The sequence below is a fragment of the Pasteurella atlantica genome (genome assembly GCF_963693435.1).
GTDB classification, from domain to species: Bacteria; Pseudomonadota; Gammaproteobacteria; order Enterobacterales; family Pasteurellaceae; genus Phocoenobacter; species Phocoenobacter atlanticus.
The window spans coordinates 1,386,592-1,407,682 of record NZ_OY856306.1; the positions used below are offsets into that span (position 1 = coordinate 1,386,592).

General features: G+C 32.5%; 22 protein-coding genes and 1 pseudogene. 20 read left to right on the forward strand and 3 right to left on the reverse strand.

Annotated features, from left to right (window positions below; all coding sequences use genetic code 11):
- The first annotated feature begins 73 nt into the window (after positions 1-73).
- The 6 genes from U9966_RS06505 (at position 74) to U9966_RS06530 (ending at position 4,694) form a co-directional block, all read left to right on the forward strand.
- A complete protein-coding gene (locus tag U9966_RS06505; RefSeq protein WP_306347187.1) occupies positions 74-1,897 on the forward strand; it encodes a WG repeat-containing protein in 1,824 nt (607 codons plus the stop codon).
- A gap of 214 nt (positions 1,898-2,111) precedes the next feature.
- The gene (locus U9966_RS06510) at positions 2,112-2,612 is read left to right on the forward strand and encodes a hypothetical protein (protein ID WP_306347186.1); all 501 of its coding nucleotides are present in this window, start codon (positions 2,112-2,114) and stop codon (positions 2,610-2,612) included.
- 71 nt (positions 2,613-2,683) lie between these two features.
- Positions 2,684-3,139 (forward strand): hypothetical protein, encoded by a 456-nt coding sequence (locus tag U9966_RS06515; RefSeq protein ID WP_306347185.1) that lies wholly within the window; start codon positions 2,684-2,686, stop codon positions 3,137-3,139.
- 3 nt (positions 3,140-3,142) lie between these two features.
- Positions 3,143-3,592 carry an SMI1/KNR4 family protein gene (locus U9966_RS06520; protein WP_306347184.1) on the forward strand — a complete coding sequence of 150 codons (450 nt, stop codon included), beginning with the start codon at positions 3,143-3,145 and terminating at the stop codon, positions 3,590-3,592.
- Positions 3,593-3,690: 98 nt separating this feature from the next.
- Positions 3,691-4,146, forward strand: coding sequence for an NTF2 fold immunity protein (locus tag U9966_RS06525; protein ID WP_306347183.1), 456 nt, complete (start codon positions 3,691-3,693; stop codon positions 4,144-4,146).
- An 86-nt stretch (positions 4,147-4,232) separates the two neighbouring features.
- Complete coding sequence (locus U9966_RS06530) at positions 4,233-4,694, forward strand: NTF2 fold immunity protein (protein WP_306347182.1); 462 nt, start codon at positions 4,233-4,235, stop codon at positions 4,692-4,694.
- 168 nt (positions 4,695-4,862) lie between these two features.
- Here U9966_RS06530 and ptsG read toward each other — a convergent pair whose 3' ends face one another.
- Complete coding sequence (ptsG, locus tag U9966_RS06535) at positions 4,863-6,299, reverse strand: PTS glucose transporter subunit IIBC (protein ID WP_306347181.1); 1,437 nt, start codon at positions 6,297-6,299, stop codon at positions 4,863-4,865.
- A 192-nt stretch (positions 6,300-6,491) separates the two neighbouring features.
- Entirely contained in the window at positions 6,492-6,959 is a 468-nt protein-coding gene (locus tag U9966_RS06540; protein ID WP_306347180.1) for a Dps family protein, read from the reverse strand.
- A 224-nt stretch (positions 6,960-7,183) separates the two neighbouring features.
- Here U9966_RS06540 and U9966_RS06545 point away from each other — a divergent pair, with 224 nt between their 5' ends.
- The 7 genes and pseudogenes from U9966_RS06545 to dapB all read left to right on the forward strand — a co-directional run bounded on the left by U9966_RS06545 (position 7,184) and on the right by dapB (position 15,709).
- Positions 7,184-8,308 carry an anhydro-N-acetylmuramic acid kinase gene (locus tag U9966_RS06545; RefSeq protein ID WP_306347179.1) on the forward strand — a complete coding sequence of 375 codons (1,125 nt, stop codon included), beginning with the start codon at positions 7,184-7,186 and terminating at the stop codon, positions 8,306-8,308.
- 145 nt (positions 8,309-8,453) lie between these two features.
- Positions 8,454-9,303: pseudogene (locus tag U9966_RS06550) on the forward strand (BRO-N domain-containing protein).
- A gap of 53 nt (positions 9,304-9,356) precedes the next feature.
- Entirely contained in the window at positions 9,357-10,271 is a 915-nt protein-coding gene (gene murQ / locus U9966_RS06555; protein ID WP_306347178.1) for an N-acetylmuramic acid 6-phosphate etherase, read from the forward strand.
- Positions 10,272-10,357: 86 nt separating this feature from the next.
- A complete protein-coding gene (locus tag U9966_RS06560; RefSeq protein WP_306347177.1) occupies positions 10,358-11,359 on the forward strand; it encodes a hypothetical protein in 1,002 nt (333 codons plus the stop codon).
- Positions 11,360-11,452: 93 nt separating this feature from the next.
- Complete coding sequence (locus U9966_RS06565) at positions 11,453-12,148, forward strand: hypothetical protein (RefSeq protein ID WP_306347176.1); 696 nt, start codon at positions 11,453-11,455, stop codon at positions 12,146-12,148.
- Positions 12,149-12,393: 245 nt separating this feature from the next.
- Positions 12,394-14,832, forward strand: a complete 2,439-nt coding sequence (locus U9966_RS06570; RefSeq protein WP_306347175.1) for a hypothetical protein — start codon at positions 12,394-12,396, stop codon at positions 14,830-14,832.
- A gap of 64 nt (positions 14,833-14,896) precedes the next feature.
- Complete coding sequence (dapB, locus tag U9966_RS06575) at positions 14,897-15,709, forward strand: 4-hydroxy-tetrahydrodipicolinate reductase (RefSeq protein WP_306347174.1); 813 nt, start codon at positions 14,897-14,899, stop codon at positions 15,707-15,709.
- A gap of 51 nt (positions 15,710-15,760) precedes the next feature.
- Here the strand turns inward: dapB and U9966_RS06580 are convergent, their stop codons facing one another.
- Positions 15,761-16,660 carry a LysR family transcriptional regulator gene (locus U9966_RS06580; RefSeq protein ID WP_306347173.1) on the reverse strand — a complete coding sequence of 300 codons (900 nt, stop codon included), beginning with the start codon at positions 16,658-16,660 and terminating at the stop codon, positions 15,761-15,763.
- Positions 16,661-16,760: 100 nt separating this feature from the next.
- On the opposite strand from U9966_RS06580, the gene U9966_RS06585 reads away from it, so the two are divergent.
- From U9966_RS06585 to U9966_RS06615, 7 genes are all read left to right on the forward strand, one after another.
- Positions 16,761-16,985 (forward strand): DUF2798 domain-containing protein, encoded by a 225-nt coding sequence (locus U9966_RS06585; RefSeq protein WP_090923231.1) that lies wholly within the window; start codon positions 16,761-16,763, stop codon positions 16,983-16,985.
- Between the two features lie 64 nt (positions 16,986-17,049).
- Positions 17,050-17,370, forward strand: coding sequence for an EamA family transporter (locus tag U9966_RS06590; RefSeq protein ID WP_306347172.1), 321 nt, complete (start codon positions 17,050-17,052; stop codon positions 17,368-17,370).
- Positions 17,371-17,459: 89 nt separating this feature from the next.
- Entirely contained in the window at positions 17,460-17,954 is a 495-nt protein-coding gene (locus tag U9966_RS06595) for a hypothetical protein (protein ID WP_306347171.1), read from the forward strand.
- Positions 17,951-18,757, forward strand: a complete 807-nt coding sequence (locus tag U9966_RS06600) for a hypothetical protein (RefSeq protein WP_306347170.1) — start codon at positions 17,951-17,953, stop codon at positions 18,755-18,757. The genes U9966_RS06595 and U9966_RS06600 overlap by 4 nt, the downstream gene beginning before the upstream one ends.
- Positions 18,758-18,931: 174 nt before the next feature.
- Positions 18,932-19,690: an IS5 family transposase gene (locus U9966_RS06605; RefSeq protein WP_306347169.1), complete on the forward strand. Its 759-nt coding sequence runs from the start codon at positions 18,932-18,934 to the stop codon at positions 19,688-19,690.
- A gap of 89 nt (positions 19,691-19,779) precedes the next feature.
- Positions 19,780-20,601, forward strand: a complete 822-nt coding sequence (locus U9966_RS06610; RefSeq protein ID WP_306347168.1) for a DUF5984 family protein — start codon at positions 19,780-19,782, stop codon at positions 20,599-20,601.
- Positions 20,602-20,740: 139 nt separating this feature from the next.
- Complete coding sequence (locus U9966_RS06615; protein WP_306347167.1) at positions 20,741-20,914, forward strand: hypothetical protein; 174 nt, start codon at positions 20,741-20,743, stop codon at positions 20,912-20,914.
- Positions 20,915-21,091: the final 177 nt, after the last annotated feature.

The window sequence follows — 21,091 nt, forward strand, 5'->3', positions numbered from 1 at the left end:
GTACTTGAGTTATTTTGTTATTAGGTTGTGAAGGATGAGGTTACCACCGCTAATAAAAATCGGAGATTAAAAAATGAAAAAATTATTATTAACAACCCTAATGTTGAGTGCTATCTCTGTTAGCCAAGCAACGATTTTTTTACCTTATGAGGACATCGATTCTATTGATGATCATTTAGTCGTGTATAAAAACAATCAAATTGGTGTGCTTGATAAAGCAGGTAAGTTGATGACTCCTTTGATGGATGGTGAGATTATAGCCATATTTGATGATGTAATTATTAGTAGAACAGAAAATAAAGTTACATTTACTGATAATGATGGAAAGGTTGTATTAGAAACTAATCATCGTTTTATCGATATTTATGATGATAAATTGGTGCAATTAAAAGATCATGATAACTGGGAATATTATTTAGTCGATCATAAAGGTAATAAAGTTGAAGTTAATAAAAACGATGTGATCTATAAAAATAGGAAAATAGAAAATAAAGACTATAATAAGTATGCGTTGATTGACACCACAACTAATAAAGTTTTAGTTCCTGTTGGAAAGTATAAAGAGATTAGAAAATTTAATAAATTTGACTTAGCTGAAGTAAAAAAAGGGTATGACAAACTTGGTTTTATTGATCTAAATGGACAAGAAGTAGTACCTTGTTTGTATAGTAATTTTAGAGTCTTAGATATGGGCTATATTGCCTTTGAAACGCAACAACGCCTATGGGGAATAATGGATAAAACGGGTAAAATTATTTTAAAAGCACAATATGATGAAATTAAAAATTATAATTACTCAGCTTTTTCCAAAGATATTGCGCTTATTCGATTAGATAATCGAGAAGGATTTTTAGATAAAAATCTAACAGAAATTATTCCTCCAAAATATCAAGATATAGGCTTGGTTGATAGAACTAAGGACTTAGTTGAGCTTAAATTAAATGGTAAAACTAAGATCATAAATAGAGAATTTAAAGAGCTATTTGTTAATAATAACTATGATGATATTGCTGGTGATTATGATTTTAAAGATCTTTTAGAAGTGAAGAAAGGTGAGTTGTATGGTTTGTTTACCAAAGAAGGGAAAGAAATCATTCCAGTGAAATATCCTTATATTTCTAAAATGGAAGGTGGTTTTATTAAAGTCGCTACTGCTGACAGCTTATATGGCGCCTATGATACGACGGGGAAAGTAATAGCCCCAGCGATTTATAAAAGACTCTGGTTTTCTCCACCGATGTTTTTTTATGAGCTTAATGATAAAGACAAAGGGAGAATGGACTTAGCGGGTAATAAAATAAATTTAGCTGAATATGAAAAGGGTTTTGTGCTTTCTTCTAATCTATTGGCTGTGAAGAAAGAAAAAGGCAACTGGGGATTAATTGATAACAATAAAAGAACAGTATTAGATTTTGATTATGAAAGTATGCGATATCTTTCTGATGATAAATTACTTTTTAGGAAAAAAACCTTATTTGGATTAGGAAAGGTAAGTGATTGGGGAGTGATGGATTTTAAAGGTAATGTCGTTACAGAACCAAGTTTTACTATTTATAAAAGTGTTAATAGACGTTTTATTCCAGATAATCTTCTTACTATTTCTACCAAAGCGTTTAATGTTGGTTTTTTAGACAAAGAAACAGGAAAAATCGCCATTGAGCCTAAGTATAATGAATTATTAAATGGTTTTACCGAAAAAGAGCAACAGTACCTTTTTGTGAGAAGTAATGATGGTGCAGGCGTGCTAAATCTTACCCAGAAAAAAGAAATTGTACCACCAAAATATGATGATTTAAAAATGCTAGATAATGATTTTTTTGTAGCTTATAAAGGTAGTATTTGGAGCGTCTATGATAATAAAGGGAAGAAGCTTTATGAGAGAAAAGTAGAGAAGTGATTGTGAGTAAATAAGCGTTCTCGGTTATTGAACCTATCGAAGTATAAGAGAACGCTCACTGATTAGGGAAGCTATAAACACTTAACATTTCGATACTTTGACAAACTCAGCAATCATATTAAGCGATAGATATAAAAAATATAGCGGTCACATCAATTCAAAAATTTGCAAATTTTCAACACAATCTACCCGCTATAAATAAGGGGAAATAAAAATGAAAAAGACGTTAGTACTAATCTTATCCACATTATTTTTAGGAATGAGCCTAATGTATTTGAATAAAGATAACTCACTAATCCAATGTAGTGATTTGCTGAAAGAATATGCAAACACGCCTCAAAATATTGCAAATAAATTACATTTTGAGGGTTGTGAGGTGGTTAATGGTCAAATAGAACTCGTTCGAGCAACCTATAAAATAAAGGCACAAGATTCAGAAAGTGTAGAAGATTACTTTGCCAAGAAATATGCTATTCCTAAAATGCAATGGCAAGAGTGTCACGCTGGGCTATGTGTGCTAAGTACTTCGAGTTATTTAGGCGTAGATTTCCCTGCAGAAAAAATAGAGAAATTGCATAAACTCGATAACAAAAATCTAGGATTAGGTTTAAGTTTTGATATGTCAGGGATTTATGATTATTTAGGGAAAACTATCAAGCAACGAGAGTATATCAAAGACTTTAAAATAGAGATTGCTATTACGCAAAGTCCTTGATGTTAATGTAAAAAACAAGCGGTAACATATTATCAAAAATTTGCAAAATAACACAGTAAGGTGAATAAACAATGCAACAAATACTTTTAAAAATCAATAACTTTAATATTGATACCACTATTGATGACTATGATATTGATGTCACAGAATTTTTTGATGAAATTGCTCTAGATTTAGAGGAGATTGACCCATTAACGGAACAGCAAAAAAAGGATTTAATTGATGCGTTATTTGGTTTTATTGAGCGTAGTCCTTCAGATATGCAAGAAAACTTTTCTTTTATTCATTTAATAGAAAGTATTGATGCACCTGACTATGCCATTTATGATTCAAAATTGATTGAAATTAATACTAAAACTGGCTCGAAAAATACGTTATTGTTACTATATCGGCATATAAATTCATTAGATGTGGACGAAAAGAAAAAATACCTTCCACTATTAGAAAATATTGCTCAAAATTCTGGATACAATGATGAGGTGAGGGAGCTAGCATTAGAGTTATATGAATATCAATTAGAGAATTAAAAAATGATACATTTTAAGAAAAATACAGGGGTAAAACCTGCCAGTAAAGAGCATATTGCTCTTGTTGAACAAGAGGTAGAACTCACATTTACTCAAGAATACCTTGATTTTATGGCACAAAATAATGGTGGAGAACCGATTGAGAAATTTTTTACGCTTGGAGATAATGAAAAAGTGGTAGAGCGATTTTTATCTTTTGTCGATGACTATAAAGAGAATCCATTAGGCTGGTATGATGTCGCAATCGTTTTTAATCAAATCTTTGACAGATTAAATGAATATTTGTGTCCTTTTGCTGCTTGTTTTGGTGGGGATTTTTTATGCTTTGATTTTGAAAATACGGATGATCCTCGAATTGTATTATGGCTTCACGAAGAGTCTGATGAAGATAAACCTTATATTGTTTATGTAGCAGAAAATTTTAAAGCGTTTTTATCAATGTTAAGAGCCTAAAATGAATAAAAACAAGCGGTCACATTTATTCAAAAATTTGCAAGAATGGAAGGGCGTGATGAAATCAAACAACCCTTTAAATATTAATAGGAGTATTTATGGAAAACAATGAAACCAAAACAGTTGAACTGATTACAAATAAGTTAATTGCATTTATTGATGAAATGAATAAATGGGAATTAAAAAATAAGGAGATTAGAGCGGAGGTTTGGAGTAAGGAAAACCCAACAGACGAGGATGTCAAAAAATCAAGAGAAGTAATAAGAAATGGTTTAGAGGCGATATTTTCTAAATACTGTACGGAACGAGAACTTAAAAGAAAATATGGAAGAATGGCGTCTTTAGATTGTTGCACCCCTCCCGAATATGCCGTTGATACTCAACCAATTCAAGAAATTGAACAAGTGAATAAAAATAAATATCGTATTTATACTAATCAGTTAGATGGGTTTAAACTTAAATTTCGTTATACATTAATATTTAAAAAAGGTGAATGGCGATTAGATAAAAAAGAGTGGTTTGGTGAAGAGAAATGGGAAAACTCGTCTTTTTAACTCTTCGTACAGATAATAACAATAACTAACCGTTAAATTTGGTTTAGATTATTTTTAATTTGGCGAGTTAACAATAAGGAGTATTTATGGAAAACAATGAAACTGAAACAGTTGCACTGATCACAAATAAATTAATTGCATTTATTAATGAGATGAATAAATGGGAATTGAAAAATAGGGCTATTAGTGATGAGCTTTCGAGTAAAGAAGATTTAACAGATGATGATATCGAAAAATCGAGAGAAGTAAGAAGAAATGGTTTAGAGGCTATATATTCTAAATATTGCACAGAAAGAATATTAAAACTGAAGTCTGGTAGAATGGCATCTTTAATGTGCTCAACGCCCCCTGAGTATGCCATAGATACTCAACCTATTGAAAAAATAGAGAGAATTAATAAAAACAAATATCATATCTATACTAATCAACTAGATGGATTTAAACATAATTTCCGCTATACCATCGTATTCAAAAAAGGGGAATGGAGGTTTGATAAAAAAGAGAGTTTTTCTACAAGCGAAAGTAAATGGTTGAGCAGGTCTCTTTAAATATAGCGTCTTGGCTAAGTTAAAATAGCAGCAACAAAGCAAAACGGTTACATTTATTCAAAAATTTGCAAAAGGATAGGGCGTGTTGAACTTTTAAGTACATTTTTTATAGTCTCAATAAAAGCCGATAACTTTTCAGCTATCAGCTTTTTCAATTATAGAACGAGATTAGTGTGCTTTAATCCAATCATCCATTTCAGTTTTAAGAATATCTGATTTTGTACCAAAGATAGCTTGAACACCACCTTTAACCACAATAACACCTGCTGCACCTAGCTCTTTTAAGCGAGCTTGATCAACAGTTTCAATATCTTTTACAGAAACACGTAAACGAGTAATACACGCATCTAGGTTGGCAATATTATCTTTACCACCAAAGGCTTTAACAAGCTCTTGAGCCATTAAAGAATGCTCAACGTGTTCAACTTCAGCTTCATCAGCTTCGTCTTCACGACCAGGTGTTTTTAAGTTTAATGCTTTGATTAATACTCTGAATACAGTGTAGTAAATAGCGGCATAAATTAAACCAACACCTACTAATAATAAGATTTTGTGTGAGTTTGAAGATAATACCGTAAAGTCGATGAAACCGTGTGAGAATGTCATTCCGTGAACAATTCCGAGTGCATTAGTAACAAAATATGCACTTGCTGCTAAGAATGCGTGAACCACATAAAGGATTGGTGCAACGAATAAGAATGAGAATTCAATTGGCTCTGTAATGCCTGTTAAGAATGAAGTTAAGGCAGCAGAAACCATTAAACCACCCACTTTGATACGGTTTTCAGGTTTAGCACTGTGCCAAATTGCGATTGCCGCAGCTGGAAGACCGAACATTTTGAACATATAACCACCAGCCATTTGACCGAAGAAGTTCATTTCAGGTGTACGGCTTGCTTCTGATGCTGAAACAAAACAAGTAACAATACCGTGTAATTCTTTACCAGTTACATCCACACAAGTACCCGCTTCAAAGAAGAAAGGTACGTTCCAAATGTGGTGTAAACCAAATGGAATTAACGCACGTTCAATCAATCCATAAATACCGAATGCAATTTCAGGATTTTGTACCGCAGCCCAGTAAGAGAATGCTTTGATTCCATTACCGATAGGAGGCCAGATGAATGCAAGAGCAACACCTAAGAAAATAGTTAAGAAACCAGTAATAATAGGTACAGCACGTTTACCCGCAAAGAAACCCAAGTAAGTTGGTAATTGAATACGGTAGAAACGATTAAATGACCAAGCTGCAATTGAACCTGCTAAAAGTCCGCCAAGAATACCTGTGTCAATAGCTTCAACACCAATAACACCCGCCATTACTTTAAGGGTAGCAACATAAATACCATAACCGACAACAGCTGCTAATGCCGCTACACCGTCATTATTAGTAAAACCAAGTGCAACACCAATAGCAAACAGAAGTGGCATTTGTCCAAATACTGAACCACCCGCTTGTTCCATCAGATTTGAAACAATTTCAGGCATCCAAGAAAAGTGTGCTGCACCAACACCGAGTAAAATACCTGCAACAGGTAACACTGATACAGGTAGCATTAACGCTTTACCAATTTTTTGTAAATTGGCAAAAAGGTTGTTAAACATATAAAAATCCTTGTTTTAAATTAAAAAATGTCAAAAATAACTCAACATTCTGTTGAGGACGCAATAATATGTTAAAAGGAAAGGATTTGCAAAAGAGATGTTGTTTTTTTTAAGAGTAGTTATAAAAACAAAACGAAAAATGAGCAATAAAAACACTTATTGCTCGTGGTGTATCTCGGTTTTGAATACGGATTAGGCAACAGAAGCGGAAAGCATCCAAATGAGTTTCTCTTGCTCTTTAATATAATCACTCATTTGTGAGGCAGTTCCTTCATCGTTCGTTTGAGCTGCCATTTCCATTACTTCACGCTGTTGTTTTAACAAAATTTGAAAACCTACTAATGTTCCAGCTAAACAGCCTTTTGCATCGCTTACCGCAATATCTTCTTTAATGCGAGACGCGTTTAAATATTGTGAAAATGCGTTATTTGGGGTTTGTCCTAAAGTTAAAATTCGCTCTGCAATTTCATCAACTTTAATCACTAAGTCACTGTAAATTTCTTCAAATTTTGTATGTAATTCAAAAAAGTTTACGCCTTTAATATTCCAGTGGTAGCCACGTACATTTGTATAAAATACTTGATAGCTCGCTAGCAGTTGATTTAATTCAATGGCGATATCGTTTGATGATTGGGTATTTAAACCGATATTATTAATCATACTCTTTTCCTTATTTAAAAGTTAATTTGATAAATGAATTGATATTCGCATACGGCAAATATCGATAAGTTGGGAGCATTATATATTTGCTCTTAAAATTTACCAGCTATCAATTTAATAGTTATTAGCAATTAAAATCAATAAAACAATAGGTATTAATATGTTTTTAAAAAAGACATACTATTCTATAATTCAGAAAATAAACATATTAGAGATAAAACTATATGCAACCTAAATATTATATCGGTGTAATGTCTGGTACCAGCTTAGATGGGGTGGATTTGGCATTGGTCGATTTTTCTACTTCATGGCCTGTTTTAAAAGCCAGTCATTTTGTCACTATGCCAGAAGCGTTACGTCAGTCACTTTTAACTTTGTGTTTACAAGGAGAAACCTCATTACAGCAATTAGGGGAGTTAGACCATCGTTTGGGTATGTTGTATGCGGATGCAATCAATCAATTTTTAAATCTTAATCATTTGAAAGCTGAGCAGATTGAAGCCGTGGGTTGTCACGGTCAAACCGTTTGGCATTCGCCACAAACCGCTTATCCTTTTACCACTCAAATTGGTGACGCTAATATTATTGCTGCAAAAACAGGGATTACGACTATTGCTGATTTTCGACGTAAAGATATGGCATTTGGTGGACAAGGTGCACCACTGGTTCCTGCCTTTCACCAAGCGGTCTTTTTTGATCCAAAATTTGCAACTGTTGTTTTAAATATTGGTGGAATTAGTAATATTTCTGTTTTAATTCCTGATCAAGCGGTGATTGGTTATGATACAGGAGTAGGCAATCTTTTATTAGATGCTTGGATTGGTAAGCACTTTAATAAATCTTATGATAAGAATGGCGAATGGGCGAAAACAGGGCAAGTGAATCAATCGTTGTTAGCCACTTTGTTAGATGAGCCATTTTTTAAACAACTCCCACCAAAAAGTACAGGGAGAGAGCAGTTTAACTTACAATGGTTAGAGCAAAAAATTGCAAATTTTGAACAACATCATACCGCTTGTTTACCTCAAGATATTCAACGTACATTAGTTGAATTTACTATTCAAAGTACCGTTCAAGAATTATTAAAGTTAGAAATCAAATCGTTACCCTGTCGCTTATTGGTGTGTGGAGGAGGGGCAAAAAATCCTCTTATTATGCAAGGTTTTAAAGAATTATTACCGCAATGGAATGTTGGCACGACAACGAATTATGGTTTAGATATTGATTATGTGGAAGCTGTCGCTTTTGCGTGGTTAGCTTATCAACGCATACACAATTTGCCCTCTAATATGCCAAGTGTAACAGGGGCAACAAAGGCGGTGAGTTTAGGGGTGATTTATCCTAAGTGATTTTGTGAGTTGGATCGAGTTTTTAAGTATTGTATGTGGGGGCTGATAGATCTTGTGTCTATAATATGAAAACAAATTTGAGTTGTCGACAATTTGTCGACGTGTGATCTAACTTATGGAAAGAGAAATAGAAGGAAAGTGATTAATGAATGAAATTAAATTATTTGAAGACAGTCAGATCCGTTCAGTGTGGGATGAAGAAAAAGAAGAATGGTTCTTTTCTATTGTTGATGTTGTTCAGGTATTAACGGAAAGTAAAGATCCAAAGCAATATATTAAAAAACTAAGAAGTAGAGACAGTGAACTTAATTTAAAGTGGGGTACAATTTGTACCCCACTTCAGATGATAGCATTAGATGGAAAAAAAAGAAAAATTCAATCTGCTAGTGTGCAAGGTATTTTTAGGCTCATTCAATCTATTCCTTCCCCAAAAGCAGAGCCATTTAAAATGTGGCTAGCGAAGGTTGGAAAAGAAAGAATTGATGAAATTATCGATCCTGAATTAGCGATAGATAGAGCATTACAAACCTATTTGAAAAAAGGGTATAAAAGAATGGATCAATCAACGTCTTCAAGCAATACAAGTCAGAAAGGAATTAACAGATACTTGGCAAGAGCATAACGTTCAAGCAGGGAGGGAATTTGCAATTTTAACAAATGAAATCTCAAAAGCTTGGTCTGGAATGACTACAAGAGAATATAAAGAGTTTAAAAATCTCAAAAAAGAAAATTTAAGAGATAATATGTCGACCTTAGAATTAGTGTTAAATATGTTAGCAGAAGCCACTACGACAGAACTGACTAATATCCACAATCCTATTGGTTTAGATGAAAATAAAAAAGTGGCAAAACGAGGGGGCAATATTGCAGGTAATGCTCGTAAAGAAATTGAAAAAGACAGTGGAAAACCTGTAATTACCTCTAAAAATGCACTTGATTTTGCAAAGTTGATTAATGATGTTGTGGAAATTACAGACAAAGATAATAAATCATAAAATTGCAAATTCTTAATAAAATCATACCGCTTATTTACTATAGAGAAAACAAAATGACACAACAAAACCTTTTAAATTCACTGGCTCAGATGATAACCGAGCAACGTAATCCAAATTCATACGATATTGACCAGCTTTCAGCACTGGAAATTGTGACAATTATCAATAATGAAGATAAAAAAGTGCCTGTAGCGATAGAAAAATCTTTGCCACAGATTGCGTTAGCCGTTGAAAAAATTGTGAATGCTTTCCAAAAAGGAGGGCGATTAATTTATATTGGTGCAGGGACAAGTGGGCGTTTAGGTGTACTTGATGCGTCTGAATGTCCGCCGACTTTTGGGGTTTCATCGGAAATGGTTAAGGGAATTATTGCAGGTGGTGAGCGTGCGATTTGTAATGCAGTTGAAGGAGCAGAGGATAGTCAAACAGCCAGTATTGAAGATTTACAGCATATTCAATTTTCAGCAAATGATATTCTAGTTGGCATAGCCGCAAGTGGTCGAACACCTTATGTGGTGAGTGGTTTAGCCTATGCAAAACAATTAGGTGCAACGACAGTGGCGATTGTGAGTAATCCAAACAGTAAAATGGCAGAAGTATCTGATGTTACGATTGAAACCATAGTGGGAGCAGAAGTGTTAACGGGTTCTAGTCGAATGAAATCAGGTACCGCACAAAAATTAGTATTAAATATGCTCACAACAGCCAGTATGGTATTAATGGGAAAATGTTATCAAAATCTAATGGTTGATGTAAAAGCAACCAATGAAAAATTAAGAGCACGGGCAATACGAATTGTAATGCAAGCCACAGAATGTGAAAAAGAGCAGGCTGAACAAGTATTAAAAGAGGCAGAGAATCATTCCAAATTAGCTATTATGATAATTTTAAGTGGTTTACCAAAAGACCAAGCAAAATTATTGTTAGAAAATAATCAGGGCAGGTTAAGACAAGCGATGGCTTCTTGAGACTATAAAAATTCGTGTGTTTTATCTACTCTACCACTTTATTTTTTGATACTATTCACTCAATTTAACCCATAAATCTAATAATAATGATAAAAAAAGCAATAACAACCCATTTAAAATGGCAATTTTTCTCTCTTTTTTGCTTGCTGTGTTTATCAGCTTGTAAGCAAGAGTCACATCCTTATTCATTTTACTACTGGCGAACAAATTTAACTCTAAACAATGCCGAGCATCAAGCATTGCAGAACGCTGACGATAAACTCTATGTTCGCTATTTTGATGTGGATAAACGAGCAGGGAAGTTTCAGGCATTAGCTTCGGTGGTTAAGCAACAAAGTTTTGTGACCGATAAACGAATTGTTCCCGTTGTGTTTATTACCAATCGTACTTTTTTATATATTACCGATAAAGAGCTTAATCAGTTAGCTCAAAAAATCGCGGATACCATTGAGAAAAAGTCTCAGCGTTTTGGACTGCACACTGCCGATGAAATTCAAATTGATTGCGACTGGACGGCTGGCACTCGTGATGATTATTTTAAGTTTCTGCAAATACTACAAAAAATCACAGGCAAAGAAATTTCCATTACTCTGCGACTGCACCAAGTCAAATTCAAAGACAACACAGGTGTTCCCCCTGTGAACAAAGTCTTTTTGATGTGTTATTCCACCTCATCGCCCTTAAAGAATAGCGATAAAAATTCGATTTTAGATGTGGCACTGTTAAAAAACTACCTGAAAAATATTGATGATTATCCGATTGAAAATATCACCGTTGCTTTGCCGATTTATTCGTGGGGCATTGTGACCAACCATTTAGGTAAACATAAACTTATCAATGCATTAAATAAACAAAGCTTAGAAAATAAAAACTTTAAGAAATTAGGGAATAATGAAGTAGAAGTCTTACAAGACAACTTTTATTTTGGCTTTTTCTTAAACAAAGGTTTTCGTATAAAAGTAGAAGAAATCTCGCCACAACAATTGCAACAAGTGGTTGATTTTCTAAATAAAAAAATTGGAAAATACGATATTATTTACTATCATTTAGATTCAAGGTTTGTTGATGGAAGAGAGTTGTCGTTATGAAAAAACGAACAATACTACTATGGATGACTTAGTAAGTTTGTTAGCATAAATTTTTTGATTTACTCGTACTATACTGATACAAGGAGATAAAAAATGAAAAAGCATATAATCAAATTATGTTTTACATTATGTGTTGTATGTTATCCTGTAATGGCACAAGAAAACAGCATTAAAGATGTTATTCCTAAAAACTGGAAAATTATCCAAGAAGTAAAGGGCGATTTAAATAAAGATAAAACAGATGATTTGGTTTTAATTATTGAGGAAAAAGATCCAAATAAAATTATAAAAAACACCTCATTTGGTCGGGATTATCTCAATACAAACCCACGAGGCATAATGATATTTTTTAACAAGCAAAATAAATATGTACTTGTTGAAAAAAATCTAAAAGGATTTGTTCCAAGTGAAAATGATGCTAACAACTCTTGCCGAGAAGATCCGCTAAATAAGATTGGAATTAATAATGGAATACTGGTAGTTCCTTTTAATTATTGGCTATCTTGCGGTTCTTGGTATGTTAATAATGCTAAATATAAATTTCGCTACCAAAATAAAAAATTTGAACTTATCGGTTTTGAGCATTTTGAAATACATAGAGCAAGTGGTAATAAAAGTGAACTGAGTATTAATTTTCTGACTAAAAAGAAAGCTATTACAACAGGTGGAAATGAATTTTCGGATACAGAAGATAATCCCAAAACGATTTGGAGTAAAATAAAAATAGATAAATTGTATCAATTGGAAAATTGTACTGAAAATACATATTTTGATGTATTAGAAGATTAGATTTCATAGAGAATACATTATATATACGAAAAATATAGCGATAGAGTATGTTCTGTTAGTACTAGATACAAGCGACAAGCCAAGTTCACTTTACCCATTGCCTATCCAATTTACTAGTTTAACTGAATAAGCTGGCAAGATACAAGCGACAGGGCATACCCTGTCATCACGGGATAAATATTGATGTAGTGGGAGCAAGCATATATCCTCTCCACTAACAAAACTAATCTGAAAAAGGAAAAACAATGAAAAAACAACTCCTTTCTTTGCTACTAGGTGTGGCGTTCTCACAACAGGTTCTTGCTTGTGGTGGTAATTATATTGATTTCGATGATCTTTATTTCAATTTATTTGCCCAAGATATTATTACCGATAAGGCATTTACCCCATTTTTATACGAATCAAGTCCATCTTTTTATCATAATGAAAAAATCACTATTCCTGATGAAAATATTGATGATTGGCAAGCCTATTTTGATAATAAACTCACTTATGAGCAAACTAAAAATCTTGTTTATAAAGCAACGATTGAGGATTTAGAGGATTGGAAGGATAGTGGGAAATTAGCAAAATTTGGGATAAAAGAATTAGATCATAATTTTATTTATGATCACTATACAGGCATTAATTACTTGATTGAAGCCAAGTATTTACAACCCTATATGCACCTTATCACTAGAGATGATTGGAGTGATGTAAAAACCGTTGAGAATTTGAATTATGAAAAAACGGTGGCAGATTTAATCAAGTGGTATAAACGAGCAGATGATAATCGTATTAAATTACGTTACGGCTATCAGTTAGTACGTTTTCATCATTATAATTTGAAATTTACTGAGGCGGTGCAAGCCTTTGAAGAATACGTTGAACCACTAAATTTAAAAACCGCACCCTATTATTTAGCACTTGATCAATATGCAGGAGCATTGAATGGTTTAGGGCAAAAAGACAAAGCAAACTACTTATTTTTTCAAGTATTTTTACATACCAAAAAACACAAAGACAGTGCATTTAGCTCAATGCAATTTAGCAGTGATAACGATTTTAATACTTTGTTAGCAAAAGCCAAAAACGACACTGAAAAAGAAATGGTGTATTTCTTATTAGCTTATCAATCTTTTAATAATCAACTGCCAATGATGAAAAAAATCTATGCACTCAATCCGAATTCAGAAGTGTTAAAGGTATTGCAGGCACGAGCAATACTCCAATTAGAATGGCATTTTTTAGAAAAATATCCTAGTAATAAAGCAAATAAGCAAAAAGATAATCGCCTGCCATTAAAGGACGATGATCATAATTCACAATTTGTTCAGCAATTAAATGAGTTACAATCTTTGACAGCGCAGTTATATCAAATGGCTGATGATAAAGCTTTTTGGGGCATTTCACTGGCTTATTTAGATTTTTTACAGCAAAAATATCAGTCATCAAGTGAGCGATTAAATCAAATTAAAACCGATAACAAAGCTTATCAGCAGCAAATTAGTACACTTAAAATGTTAAATGATATTGTTTCACAACCTGTCATTAATAAGTCTTTCGAAGAGCATTTAATGAATGAGTATGCCGATATTTTTGAATGGAAAAAGAATGAATATGGCTATGTACAAATCCCAAGCACAGCTGAGTTTGTGATGGATATTTTGGCAAACCGATACTTTATTCAAGGAGAATTGGGTAAATCTTTCTTAATGCAAAATATACTTTCTGATTTGTTATCGGTGCAGGATAATGAGCTGACCAAAGAAGTGGATAAATTTTATCAAAAAACCGATAAAACTGATTTTGAACAGCAAATTTTAATGAGAAATATGGACGTTGCTTCGCCAGTGTCTTTATTTAATTTTTTATATGGCGATAATGCAATGCGTAATGGTCATTTTTCTAAAGCATTACAACATTATAAACAAGTAGAAAATACCGATGGTTTCGTACCAACCACTTATGAATATTATCAAGATGGTAAGGAAATGAAGTCCACTTATATGGATTTAAAAAAATATGACAGATTTAATAATATTTCTAATGCTATTTTTGGACAAAATCGAGTAGAGAATTTTAATGGGAGTGTTTCCCATACTATGACTTTGCCAATATTTATTCGAGATTTTGATTTTATTAAAGACAAGCCATTGATGAATAAAGTTGAGTTAGCAGAAATATTAGTCAAATTACAAGAAATCGCCAAAGGCAATGATGAAAGAGCAGGTCACGCGAACCAACTTATCGGTAATATGATATACAACACCTCAAAGCTAGGTTATTTCCGACAATTATTTATTGCTAACTTTTCTAATGGTAATTATTGGCGATATGGTTTTTATAAAAAGCAAGAAAAACCAAGATATTATTATGGTAGATATTGGAATAGATGGGAAAAACAGATAGATGAAAATGCTTTTGACAAAGCTATCACTTATTATAAAAAAGCCCTTACTTTAACCAAAGACAAAGAGCAACAAGCCATTATATTATTCCAACTCGCTAGTGCCGAACAGGGAAAATATTATAAGTGGGAAGGTAAACAAAAAAATACCGATGATGAAGCACTGTTTAAACGTATAAAAAATGAGAAATTTAGAACTTATTTTAATATCTTGAAAAAAGAGTATGCTGATACCTACACGGTTAAGCAGTTACAGTCTAGCTGTTCGTATTTTAAGCATTTTATGAGTCAATAAATTATACTAAGTATAAGCGGTAACATTTATTTAAAAATTTACAAAATTTATTAAGGAAAAAATGATGACATTAAGAATAGCAATAGTAGGAGCTGGCGGAAGAATGGGACGTCAGCTGATTTGTGCAATTAATAATGGTGACAACGTCACTATTGGGGCAGCGTTTGAACGTAAAAGTTCATCATTGGTTGGAACGGATGTCGGAGAACTAGCGGGAGTGGGTACGTTAGGAATTGCTGTTTCTGATGATCTTAAGTCTCAAGCAGATAAATTTGATTTATTAATTGATTTTACTCGCCCTGAGGGAACTTTAGAGCATATTGCATTTTGTGTTGCTAATAATAAAAAAATGGTGATCGGTACCACTGGGTTTGATGATGAGGGTAAACAAGCCATTGAAAATGCAGCTAAAAATATTCCAATTGTATTTGCCTCAAATTATAGCGTAGGGGTGAATTTAGTGTTTAAACTACTGGAAAAAGCAGCCAAAGTTATGGGTGATTATTGTGATATTGAAGTGATTGAAGCCCATCATCGCCATAAAGTTGATGCTCCATCAGGCACGGCTCTTTCAATGGGCGAGCATATTGCCAAAGTGTTAGATCGTGATTTAAAAACGCATGGTGTATTTGCTCGTGAAGGGATTACAGGGGAGCGTAAGCGTGATGAAATTGGTTTTGCGACTATCCGTGCAGGTGATGTTGTAGGAGAGCATAGCGTTTGGTTTGCCGATGAAGGGGAGCGAGTAGAAATTTCTCACAAAGCCTCTAGTCGTATGACTTTTGCAAATGGTGCTGTGCGAGCAGCCAAATGGCTTACCACAAAAGAAAAAGGATTGTTTGATATGACCGATGTATTGGGGTTAGATAAATTATAATTTACCTAAAATAAAACATAACGACTGTAGCGGACAATGCGTGCATTGTCGTTAGAAATGATTAAAATAATCCATTAACGCATCAATAAGTACACGTACTCGTATCGGCAGATATTTTTGCGTGTGCCATACGGCATAAATATCTCGACTGGGTGGTTGCCATTCAGTCAAAATACGAACTAATTCGCCACGTTGTAGCTCTTTTTTACATAGAATTTCTGGTACATAAGTTAATCCTAAACCACGTTTTGCCAAAGATACGCACAAACGAATTTCATTTACTTGCAATCTTGTATTTGTATTATGAACTATATTGTGCAAGCTAATTTGTGTTTTTTCATTATTATGTTTATGGGCTAAATCAATTATAGGTGATAATGGTTGGGAGGCAATCCATTGATGATTAAGTAGATCATTAGGGCATTGTATCCGCGGATTATTTTGTAAATATTTTTCACTGGCGACAATACACATAGGCATAGTTGCTAAGTGTTTTTGTATTAGATTACTGTCTTTTTGTTTACCAACACGCAAAGCGATGTCAGCACTTTGTTCCAAGAAGTTATCATTACGATTATTAAGTGACAAGATCAAATTAATATCAGGATATTGTATTAAAAAATCAGACCAAAAATCCGCTAATACAACAGATAAATTTATCGGTGCTAATACTCGTACTGTACCTTTTGTTTGATTGTTATTTTGTTGAATATCTTGAATGTTTTGCTGTAACTTTTCAATGAGAGGCTGACATTTATCAAGATAAATCTCTCCCTCTGCGGTTAATGTTATCCCTCTTGGACTACGGTGTAATAATTTACAGCCAAGTTTATCTTCTAATTTTTGTAAGCGTCGAGTAAGCGTTGCAGCGGGGATATTTTCTTGTTTAGCTGCTTGTTGAAAACTCCCTGCTTCGGTAATAAGAACAAATAAATAAAAATCATTAAGCATTTCAAAAATGGAATTTAAGTTTTAAATTATTGCTATTCTATCATTTTTGTATGATGTTATGATAGGATAAATTAAATAATAGGATATAAAGGAGTAAAAAATGAATCTTAAATTTAAGTTATTTAATACAGCAATAATGTCTTTTTTATTATCAATGATGATGACTTTTTGGGTGACTTGGATAAATATCGGTTTTGTCGATGACTTTGTTTGGCGTTGGTTAAAAGCGTGGGGATTGGCTTTTCCTGCCGCTTTTATTTGTGTACTGATTTTAGCAACACCTGTAATGAAATTCAGCAAGAAAGTCTTTGGAATTAAGGAATAGCAATTAGTGAAATTTGCACGTAATGATTTATTAATCGGTATTTTCATTACCCGCTATTTTTGTGATGACTATTTTAGTCAAAGGTAGTGAGCCTTTTACTAGCCTACCGCAAACAATGGACGGTAAAGCGTGGTTTTCGGTATTATTTCAAGCTTATATTATTGCCATTCTAAGTTATATTCTTTGGAATAATTTAATGAAAAAATACCCTGCTACATCGGTTGCCCCACTATCTTTATTGGTACCTATCGCAGGCATTAGTTCAACTTACTTCTTTTTTGATGAACAGATAGGGATATATAAAGGAATTGCAATGTTGATTATTTTGGTGGGATTAACTGTTTTTATGAATGCACATCGAATTAATTTAAAACGTGAATATTGATCGTGTTAAGCGATATAATATCTAGAAAATAGCAAAAAGTGATTAAAATCTTACCGCTTGTTTGGTAAATCAAAATAGGAATAAATCAAATGAAAAATATAGAAAATTCAAACAGTTGGCATTCTATTTTTGGGTGGTATCACACAGGCGATTTTGTAGTAAATGATTTGCATATATTGAAAACAGGAAGCCTCAATCAACAAAGAGAAGCTTTTGAGAAAATCAAATTGGAAATCGAACATCAAGGGGGAGTCAGCTATTTAGCCCCCTTTTTAGTTAAAGAATTAATAGCAATAATCACACAATCTAACATACTGATAAAAAATGAAATAGAGCAGTTTTTAAATGAGTTAAATAAAATTATCATTGAAAATATAGCATTTTTTGAGAATCATTTAATAGATAAAAATAAGAACGGCTATGATTTTTTAGATTTACTCAATTTTTGTCATAAATATTCAGATGATGAAGATAGCATTTTGGAAACAGAGGATATGGAAGGTTTGCTAATGGCAAATGTTATTACTAAAAATTTAATTGATACTTATCAACGTAATCATTCAATATTTGGAAAAAATAAATGAAGCTACCAAACAGAATTAATGAAATTAGTTTAGATACAAGTATAAATACAGGTTGTTATCCATTAGATGGCTTTTTAACATTTTATGAGGGCGAATGCGGTGGAGACTGTTTTGGACTGTATTGGGAATATGGAAAAGAACACATTCAGGAACCCATTGTTTGTCAGATGTATCACGATGAAGGAAAGCTTATTCCTGCTTTTTCAAATTTAGATAAATTTTTAGAATGGTGGGAAATAAGTGATTATGGTTGGGAAGACGTGGAGATTGAGGATAAAAACTTTATTAATTACTTTTTGAAAAAAGGTGATGAATGTTTAAAACAAAATAAGCTCAAACAAGCTGTAGAGTATTATATAAAAAGTGTTAATAGCTGTTCAGAAATTAGCGAAGTTTGGTGCAAGTTAGCTTCATTATATAAAAGAATGGATAATGAATTAGCATATCAACAAGCGGTTATTAATTCGATACTATCTAATTGGAGCTTTGGTTTTCCATCTCAAAATGCTATTCGAATGCTCAAATCTCTCCGCCCTTTTGAGAAAATAAAAAATCACCCTTTGATTATTCATAGAAATAATCTTGATTTTAAATTTGGGGGAACAAAAGAAAATCCAAACTATCATACGATGAAAAAAATTATTGATGAACTCAGTGAGATTGATAAACATAAATCATTATTGATGGAGCATAATTATGCACTTATGATGTATTGGGAAACAACAGCATTTCAAGAAAGATATAATTTTGATTATTCTAAATGGAAAGAGGATTTTAAAGTTAAAACGATAAGGGTAGTGTAAAGAGATTGGGTATAAAATTCCCTCCTCCGCTTGCGGGGGAGGGCTAGGGTGGGGGGAATTGTTATTATTATTTAAAAAATTAATAGGGCGTGTTGAACTTTTGAGTATAAAAAACAAGCAACGTAAAAATCTGTTATAATAAATTCGCTAAAATCAACTAAACGGAGAATTACGTTGCCTAGAACAATTTTAACAGATAATCAATGGAATAAGCTATACAATTTTCTTTTTTGCACAGGAAGAATTTATAAAAAAGCTGAACATAGAAAAACAGTTGAAGGAATTTTATATCGAATTAGAACAGGGATCCCTTGGCGAGATTTACCTTCTTACTTTGGTAAATGGAATACTGTTTTTAAGCGATTTAATATTTGGTCAAAAAAAGGAATTATAAAAAAATTACTTTCTTTTTTTAATCAACACTTTGATTTAGAATGGGTTTTTATAGATGGTAGTATTGTTAAGGCTCATCAAGATGCAACAGGTAAGGGTGGTAACCAAGCAATAGGGAAAAGTGTAGCAGGAAATACAACTAAATTACATTTAGCAGTTGATAGCTGTGGTAATCCTATTGATTTTACGCTAACAGGCGGAGAAGTACACGATAGTAAAGAAGCGGTACATTTATTAGAGCTTATTCCTGATAGTGAGCATATTATTGCTGATCGTGGATATGATAGCCAAGAATTAAGAGAGATTATCAAAACAAATAAAAAGGCAAAACCAGTAATTCCAAGAAAGCAAAATTCAAAAATAGGCAATCATGATATGGATTGGTGCTTATATAAATATCGCCATCTTGTGGAAAATGCTTTTGCTTATTTAAAACGTTATAGAGCCGTTGCAACTAGGTATGACAAGACGCAATGGAATTATGAGAGTGTAATAATTTTGGCGTGTTGTATGAAATGGTTAAAAGTAATAGTTGAATAAAAAATGTACTTAAAAGTTCAACACGCCCTAGTTAAAGTATGCAATTGTCCTGACTACTTATTATGGTTACCTAACACTTAGGAATAAATATGCGAATATATTTTAGATTAAAATCTATAGAAGAAATAAAACAAGATTTGTCTTATTTAGATAATTATACAGTTAGTTGGTTAGACTTAACCGATGGTGATTTATGGATAGAAATAAATGAAAAAAGACTTTTTATTTATTCCCAAAACATAATGGAACATTGGAAAACTGATGATAAATTTGTTGATTATCAACTTGATACTTTTACTGTATATTTCTCTAATCTATTTGAGTTTATTTGCAAAAGCCTTTCAAAGAAATTGTATGATTTATTTAATAATTTGGAGGATGTTGTAAAATTTAACAATGTACTGAATGAGTATTTTGCAATATACGAAGATGAAAATGAAGAACGTTATAATGCTTTTATCCCATACTATCATAAAATATCAAATTTATGTTATGGCAGAATGCTATCAGAGTATCCTCCAACAGGCTCACCTTGTCTTTATTTTTTTAGACACAAAGATAAAATAAAAGTTATTTGGGATTGTGAAATTAAAAATGAAATTGGTATTCCATTATGGGAAGCGGACAGTGGTATTTATGAAATGCCTTACATTGATTTTGTTGAAGAAGTAAAACGATTTTTTGATAAATTTATAAAGGCAATGGAAGTTCAAATTGAAAATGCACTAAAAACAGATTGGGGACATTTAAAAATCAATAAAGATTTAGCAAAAAGATATCCAGATATTAAACAAGCTTATTTAAATGATCTTGCTTTTCTGGATAAAAATATAGAGGAAAATAATGAAGAAATTGAGCAAATATACCAACAAGTTTTAAGTGAAATAGCGGAAAACTATAAAAATGAATAAATTCACTAAAATATTAGATATAGTCTCAAAGATAGCGGTTATTTTATACATACTTTTTACACTATTTTATTGCTATGAAACATTTGATTTTTATACTTGTGAATATGCAGATCTTCGGCATTTTTTAGGATTACAAACTATGATCTGTCAAACTGTATTAGGCGGTGGTGGTTTAGGTGCAGCAATGTCTGTGGTTTATATTGTGCTAATTAGTATGGTGCTTGTTGCTTTATTGCCTTTATTAATTGGGTTGCGTGTTTTGGTCTATTTTTTGAGAAAAAGAATAAATAAAAAACAACAGAGTAGTGATTAAAAATCAATAATTTATACTTATAAAGCTTGATGAATAAAGTAGAAACGTAGCATTCTACATCTCAAAATATGGGTTGATATATCAAACGAATATTGTTAATTAGACACTACAACGTATTTTTATAACAGGGCAAGCGCATTTTAATTTAAGAACTTCCCATTAATGAAGGTTTTAAGT